This is a genomic window from Alcanivorax sp. HI0044 (genome assembly GCF_001634945.1).
Map to the genome: position 1 here is coordinate 24,943 of NZ_LWEZ01001328.1, position 7,157 is coordinate 32,099.

Genomic DNA, 7,157 nt, shown 5'->3' on the forward strand with positions numbered 1-7,157 from the left:
CGGGGACATTTAAAGACAGTTACCGCATTCCGAGGAATCGCTGATGGCAATAACGACGCTCAAACAGGGTTTGAAAAACGTGGATGCGGATATCCCGTCGAACTACTCACGCCTTATCGCCCGAGAACTTGGCTTGAGTGTACGAGAACTCCCTAGCCTCTTGCGCAACACGGGTGTAGATGTCGAACAATTACTCAAAGATGAAAGCTTGCTCACTGCAACCCAGCAGATTCAGATCTTGCGTAATGCTTTAGATTTATCCGGCAAACCAGAGTTCGGGTTACGGCTGGGCAGGCGTCTCACCCCCGCAACCCATGGGGTGATGGGATTTGTTGCTAACAGCAGCCCCGACCTTTATACCGCGCTGCAAGCCGTTCACACTTTCCTGCCTACCCGGGCGAGCTTTATTCAAGTGGACTTGCAGCGGGCTGAGGACTACCTGGAATGCGTTGTAAACTTCCAAGTACCGATGGAAAATGATGTGGAGCGCTGCCTGGAAGATACTGTGATCAAGGCTTTTTTCGAAATCGGCGAGTTCATCGTAGGCCGCCCTCTATATGAATCTGAAGTCCACTTCCCTCATCCAGCTCCCGTCTACCAGGGCATGTACCGTGAGTATTTACCAGGCAAGGTTTACTTTAACTCCGATCACTTCAAGCTAAAATTGGCAATGGGGTTGTGTCGAAAACCGAACGCATCGGCCAATCATGAAAGCTATCATCTAGCCTTTCAGCAGTGCGAATCCATGCTTGCGCGTCTTCAGAGTCCTGAACCGGACTATCGGACTCGGTTACAGAAAATGATGCTGTCCCGGCCACCCGGAACACTTAGTGAAGAAGAGGCGGCTGCCTCTCTCTTTATAAGCAAGCGCACCCTGGCACGGAAACTCAAAAATGAGAACAGCAGTTTCAGGAAGATTCGCGAGGAGGTACTATCGAAGCAAGCAGTAAGCTATTTGTGCAATAGCCAGCTGTCCGTCGAAGCCACCGCCACACTGTTGAATTATCACGACACGGCGAGCTTCAGACGGGCATTTAAACGCTGGTTTGGTCAGACACCCGATCAATACAGGCAGCATGCAGGTTAGTGTTTATAAACAGACTGCACTCACAATCAGCAGCGAGTACGGCCATCAGTTCTCACTGAATAGCAACGTCTACCGCTTGAGCACACCATCCTTAATTACCGTCCACACAAAATCTCCGACATCCTTCACCGTATATCGCCCCCCCTCATTGAACCACGTTGCTACCCAGTTCAACGCGCCCAGCCCGATAAGACGCAAAAGATCACGATCCACATCAGCACGAATCAGGCCCTGAGAGGACAAAGATTGCAACATGGCAGACCAAAGAAGCTCGTATTTGTCTCGTAGATCAATCATTTCCTGGCGGGACTCACCATGCAAGGAGCGCCATTCAAAAAGGAGGACATAGACCATATCCGACCCACCAACCAGCAACTCAAGGTGAGCATTGATCCCCTGACGCAACTGCTCAAGCGGCTCACTTTCCCCCCGAATGGCCTCAGACAAGGCCGTAGACGCTTGCTCAAGCGCAAGGCGCATCAAGTCGACCAGAATGCTTTCCTTGGAGGGGTAACGGTAATGCAAGCTGCCAGGCAGCATGCCACAAGCCTCGGCGATTTCTTTAACGGTGGTTTTATCGAACCCCTTTTGACGAAATAGACGAGCTGCAGCACCGAGCACAAACACTCGATCCGCCTCCGCCACCGGCGTTACCTGATTTTTCTTTCTTCCCACAAGGCACTCCCATGCTGTAAGCCTTTGATTCTAGCATTCCTTTTAAAGTCGGCCCAGCCTTCCTGGCCGATGGCACTATTCGATCTATACAGATAAAAACACGCTGTCTACCTTATAATCTTGAATTTGGTTGGTCATACAAATAAAGTCCAATGAATGCACTTTACTTGGGAGCGATCCAATGGCTCTGGCAAACCGCAAGATTGGTTACGACGAGGTTGTAACCCGTGACATTCACTTTCCCATGAACATCGAAAACGTGGCTCGCCACTGGTTTCGCAACGACCCGTGGTCCACTCACTGGATGAATGCCATTCTCGCCGCCGTCCCCGACGGTGAACGCTGGGTGATGAATTCTGCAAGACGGCAGCTTGGCAAGCTTGACGATCCAGAAGTGCTGAACGCAGCTAAAGAATTCATTCGCCAGGAGCGCATTCATGCTCGTGAGCACGATGAAATGAACGCCATCGGCGTGCAACACGGGGTTCCCATCGACAAGGTTGAAGGCGTGTTCAAGCTGATCCGTAAGCAACTCCAACACCGCCTCAGTGACGATATGCAGAGCTCCATCGCAGCGGCGTTTGAACATTTCACGGCCATTATTTCCTCGGTACTGCTTGAGCACCCGGAGCTGTTTGACGAAACCCACCCGGATTTGCGTGCCATGCTCTACTGGCACTTTGTCGAAGAAACCGAGCACAAGAGCGTCAGTTATGACGTCTTCGTCGATGCCAGTGGTGGTGGCTACCGCAGTTACCGACTGCGTATCAGTGGCATGCTACTGGCCATTGCCCTGGGCTTCCCCATTATGATCGGCAACCAGACCTATCTGCTCTACAAGGATCGTCAAATTCTGAATTTGTGGTCCGCCGCCAAAATGACCAAAGTCCTGTTCTGGCGTCCCGGCATTCTTTCCAAGGTACTCGCTGGCGTGCCCCCCTATTTCTCCCCCACTTTCCACCCGTGGGATGACGATAACCGTGATGTAATCCGGATCTGGAAACGCGCCTACGAAAGAACTGGCGACCCTCATAAGGCCTATCAAGCGCTCAGAGACCACCGAGCCAACAATGTACACGGTACATTCGAAACGCCACAACCTGAACCCGCATGGGGGCAGGCATGAAAAAGAAACCCTTGCACCCGTCAACTCAGGCGGCAGCTGTCATCACCGGGGCGGGTAGCGGCATCGGTCGTAGCTTTGCTTACGAAGTTGCCCGTCGAGGCGGTTCGGTACTGTGTGTCGATATCAATGAAGAGCGCGCCGAACAGGTGGCGATCAGCCTGCGAGCACTCGGTACTCACGCGGTAGCCCTGGGGTGTGATGTCGGCGATGAAAAACAGATGGCATACCTGGCGGAAAATGCCGAGCCTTTGCTCGGCAGGCCGGTAACCCTGGTAATCAACAACGCCGGCGTCGGCCTCGGTGGCCCAATCGGCGAGGTGTCACTTGAAGATTGGCACTGGTGCATGAACGTCAATCTATGGGGAGTTATTCACGGCTGCCATTATTTTGCCCCTCAGCTTCGCGATCTGGGCTATGGAGGCATCATCAATGTGGCCTCTGCTGCCGCATTCGGGTCCGCCCCGGAAATGGCCGCCTACAACGTCACCAAGGCGGGGGTGCTGGCCCTGTCCGAAACGCTGTCTTCTGAACTGACCGGTACCGGCGTAAAAATCACGGCCCTGTGCCCAACCGTGGTCCCGACCAATATCGTCGAGAATGGGCGCCTGCCTGAACGTCGCCGTGACTTTGCCCGTTCAGCGATGACCCGCTATGCCCTCACCAACGCCGACCAGGTGGCCCGACAGACCCTCAGTGCCCTTGATCGAGGTGAGCTTTACATGCTGCCACAAATTGACGGCCGGCTTGCCTGGCGGTTGAAACGCCTGACGCCACGACTATACGCCCGCGCGATTGGCGAAGCTTACAGAATGCTGGCTGATTAAACCGCATTAGTGGAAACGAAACACGCAAGGAATTCAATATGGCCTCCATTCCTACAACAATTTTGAAGCTACTTTTTCGCGCCGGCATGAAGCGTGATATACGCGACCCGGACAAACTGGTAAGACATCTTCGCAGGGTGATGAACGCGCCTTTGGCCCCCTCTCTGCTGCCACGCGGAGTGCGACTCAAGCGAGGCAAGGTTGCAGGAATAGCTGGCCACTGGCTAGGCACCGCAGACCCACAAATCACCATACTCTACCTGCATGGTGGCGCCTTCATCGGCGGGCGGCTTGATACCTATCACCACTTTTGTGGCCGTTTGGCTCACGCCCTGAATGCGCGGGTCTTTCTTCCGGATTACCGACTAGCCCCTGAGCACCCCTTCCCGGCAGCAACGGATGACGCCTTTAATGTGTATCGTGAACTGATCGCAGACCCTCGCCCTGTGGTCATTGCGGGAGACTCTGCGGGAGGCAACCTGACGTTAGTCACATTGCTGCGTGCCCGTGATCAGCTGCTGAAAATGCCGGCTTGCGCCCTCGCCATTTCGCCGGCATCGGATGCGCGAGGCACCCTGATGTCCAGACAGGCGAATAGCGACAGCGATACCATGCTTTCCCATGGCATGATTGAGGTGGCAACGGATATCTATCTGGCCGGCGCGGACCCCGCTCACCCGTATGCCTCACCAATCACCGCGGATTTCACCGGCTTGCCCCCTCTACTTTTCACTGTCAGTAGCGAAGAGTGTCTGCGCGACGATACCCATGCAGCAGCACAATGCGCGCGAGATGCGGGGGTGCCCGTGCAGGTTCTGGAGCGCGATGATATGCCGCACGTGTGGCCCGTATTCACCTTTTTGCTACCAGAGGCAAAGCAGGACTTCCCTACCATCGTCCGAATTCTGGAAAAGTATCTGACCAGCAATAACGTCGGCAAAGCCCCATCCCAAACGGTCAATGCTAGCGATAGCGCCATAGTTGAGGTTGCATCATGAATATGGCTGCTGTTGCAATCCATAACCCTCGTCCCAGCGTTACTCCTGATCATGAAGTCATTATCATCGGCGCGGGAATTTCTGGAATTGGTGCGGCAATCCAGCTGCGTGCCGATGGCATCAAAGATATCTTGATCCTTGAGCGAAGCAAGGATGTGGGAGGAACCTGGCGCGACAACCGTTATCCGGGAATCGCTGTCGACATTACCTCGTTTACCTATTCATTTTCCTTCGAACAAAACGCAAATTGGTCTCGCGTTTTTGCGCCGGGAAACGAGCTTTACCAGTATACAAGACAGGTAACAAGCAAGTATGGCATCTACCCACTGATTCGCTTTGGTGTCGAAGTCGCTAGCGCCCGTTTTGATCTCGACAGCCATGTCTGGTTGATCGATCTTACGGATGGCAGGCGACTTAGTGCACGCCATATTGTCTCGGCCTGTGGCGGTTTGATATCACCCAAGATGCCAGATATTGAAGGGCTTGATACGTTCCAGGGCAATGTCATTCACACTGCACGCTGGCCAGATGACCTTGATCTTAGTGACAAGCGAGTAGCGGTAATAGGCACTGGCGCCACTGCAGTGCAACTGATTCCGAAAATTGCCGGCAAGGCCCGCCAATTGGATGTCTACCAGCGCACCCCCATCTGGGTACTGAAAAAACCCGATCATAGCCTGCCCGGCTGGCTCAAGACTCTGTTCCGAACCGTACCGGGCCTGCAACGCACCCTTCGGGGCGCCACCGATACCGCCAGTGAAACCCTGATGGTGCTTTCAGCAATTTATTATCGCCAGGCCCCCTGGCTGGTCCGCATGTGCGAAAAGGCGGGCATAAACAACTTGCGCGAACAACTGCCCAACCGCAAAGACCTGTGGGAGAAACTGACACCGAAATACGGCTTCGGCTGTAAAAGACCAACCTTCTCCAACGACTATTTCCGCACCTTCGGCCGGGACAACGTCGAGCTGGTGACGACGCCGATCAAACGCATCACCTCCCGTGGCATCACCACCGAAGACGGCCGCTCACGACGCATAGATACCTTGATCCTCGCCACCGGTTACAAAACCTTCGAGAAAGGAAATATTCCCTCGTTCGACGTCATCGGCAGCAACAACATCAATTTGGGCGATTTCTGGCATGACTACCGTTACCAGGCCTATGAAGGGTTGACCATTCCGGGCTACCCGAACTTTTACATCATGCTCGGTCCCTATGCCCTTATCGGCACCTCTTACTTCAAGATGGTCGAAGGGAATGCCATCCACCTCTCTCGCTGTATTCGCGAAGCCAACCGACGTGGAGCCAGCCAAGTGGAAATACGTCAGTCCGTCCATGACGCGTATTTCCGCAATATCCAGAAACGCCAGCAAAACACCGTGTTCCTTAACCACAACTGCGCGCTGTCGAACAGTTATTACTTCGACCATCATGGTGACGCGCCAATGCTGCGGCCCTCTACCTCTCTGGAAATGCTGTGGCGAGCCAAGCATTTACCGATGGATCACTACCGGTTCAGTGTACTGGCCGGGCACACTCCCAGCAGACACGACGGCGGGAGACAAGCCTGTGAGCCACATCCCCAGCTGCCAGAGAAGGGCATTCCGGCAAAACAAACAGATAACAATTCTCAGTGACTGTGCCAGAGAAAGTGTGGAGCCTGCTTGTACATGTCACGCCAGCAGAGCTCTCCAGATCCAGTTGACCGTGCGCTTTAGCGCTGCCCAGGAGGCGTTACACCACTCGATAACCCATGCCTGGTCAGCAACAGAACACGGCATCTCGTCATAGACGACGACTGGGCGTCACGCATTAATGTGTGACATTACCGGAGCGCCAGAGCACAACGTCATTACAGTCATGGACACAGACAGCTAAGCCTGAGACCAATATTGGTTGTTTAACCAAACAAACAGAAAATCAGAACAACTCACCATCTATAACCAGAACAGCCCCCTTTAGGAGCCTGAAATGTCTGCAAAAAAAACAAAACGGTTACCTCTCCTTTTCTTCACGTGCACTACAGCATTGCTCTCACCCGGCTTGGCCATTGGCGGTGCTGGCGACGGAGCGAGCACTTATGGGCTAGGCCCGATGAATGCCGGCACTGCCTTGGCATTCAGTCCTTTTGCATCCAACAGCTGGTCGGTGTACTACAACCCGGCCGCCATGGCCCGCTCCCCGGAGGGCGAACTGGGAGTCATTGTGCAGTATGGCGACCAGGAATTACGTGCCAAATCACTGGGAGGAACAGACCCTTTGGAGCGAGAGAATGATATCCTCTCTGACACCAGTTCCGAACTATTATTAATCGGCTTCAAAAGCCGCGTCGCCGGCATTTCCAGCATCGACAAGCCCATTTACTTTGGCCTGAACGTGGGTGTAGACCAATACACATCCAACCTATTGCCCTATCAGGCCAATACCAGCCAGAAAGGGCAGTT

The 7,157-nt window shown here is 53.9% G+C and carries 6 protein-coding genes and 1 pseudogene; 6 read left to right on the forward strand and 1 reads right to left on the reverse strand.

Annotated features, from left to right (window positions below):
• Positions 1-43 precede the first annotated feature (43 nt).
• Positions 44-1,087 (forward strand): AraC family transcriptional regulator, encoded by a 1,044-nt coding sequence (locus A3730_RS19610; protein WP_007150482.1) that lies wholly within the window; start codon positions 44-46, stop codon positions 1,085-1,087.
• A 69-nt stretch (positions 1,088-1,156) separates the two neighbouring features.
• Here the strand turns inward: A3730_RS19610 and A3730_RS19615 are convergent, their stop codons facing one another.
• On the reverse strand, positions 1,157-1,762 hold the full coding sequence (locus tag A3730_RS19615; RefSeq protein WP_007151233.1) for a TetR/AcrR family transcriptional regulator: 606 nt from the start codon (positions 1,760-1,762) through the stop codon (positions 1,157-1,159).
• Between the two features lie 181 nt (positions 1,763-1,943).
• On the opposite strand from A3730_RS19615, the gene A3730_RS19620 reads away from it, so the two are divergent.
• From A3730_RS19620 to A3730_RS19640, 5 genes and pseudogenes are all read left to right on the forward strand, one after another.
• Positions 1,944-2,888 (forward strand): metal-dependent hydrolase, encoded by a 945-nt coding sequence (locus A3730_RS19620; protein WP_008930237.1) that lies wholly within the window; start codon positions 1,944-1,946, stop codon positions 2,886-2,888.
• Positions 2,885-3,712, forward strand: coding sequence for an SDR family oxidoreductase (locus A3730_RS19625; RefSeq protein ID WP_008930238.1), 828 nt, complete (start codon positions 2,885-2,887; stop codon positions 3,710-3,712). Before A3730_RS19620 ends, A3730_RS19625 begins: the two co-directional genes overlap by 4 nt.
• A gap of 86 nt (positions 3,713-3,798) precedes the next feature.
• Positions 3,799-4,710, forward strand: a complete 912-nt coding sequence (locus A3730_RS19630) for an alpha/beta hydrolase (RefSeq protein ID WP_231880744.1) — start codon at positions 3,799-3,801, stop codon at positions 4,708-4,710.
• Positions 4,707-6,350, forward strand: a complete 1,644-nt coding sequence (locus tag A3730_RS19635; protein WP_040297294.1) for an NAD(P)/FAD-dependent oxidoreductase — start codon at positions 4,707-4,709, stop codon at positions 6,348-6,350. Before A3730_RS19630 ends, A3730_RS19635 begins: the two co-directional genes overlap by 4 nt.
• Before the next feature lie 457 nt (positions 6,351-6,807).
• Positions 6,808-7,157, forward strand: a pseudogene (locus tag A3730_RS19640) (hypothetical protein); the annotation flags it as partial.

What these genes read in the sequence shown, in the direction of transcription:
- A3730_RS19625 (WP_008930238.1), top strand. Translation starts at nt 2,885, where the DNA reads ATGAAAAAGAAACCCTTGCACCCGTCAACTCAGGCGGCAGCTGTCATC.
- A3730_RS19630 (WP_231880744.1), top strand. Translation starts at nt 3,799, where the DNA reads ATGAAGCGTGATATACGCGACCCGGACAAACTGGTAAGACATCTTCGC.
- A3730_RS19610 (WP_007150482.1), top strand. Translation starts at nt 44, where the DNA reads ATGGCAATAACGACGCTCAAACAGGGTTTGAAAAACGTGGATGCGGAT.
- A3730_RS19635 (WP_040297294.1), top strand. Translation starts at nt 4,707, where the DNA reads ATGAATATGGCTGCTGTTGCAATCCATAACCCTCGTCCCAGCGTTACT.
- A3730_RS19620 (WP_008930237.1), top strand. Translation starts at nt 1,944, where the DNA reads ATGGCTCTGGCAAACCGCAAGATTGGTTACGACGAGGTTGTAACCCGT.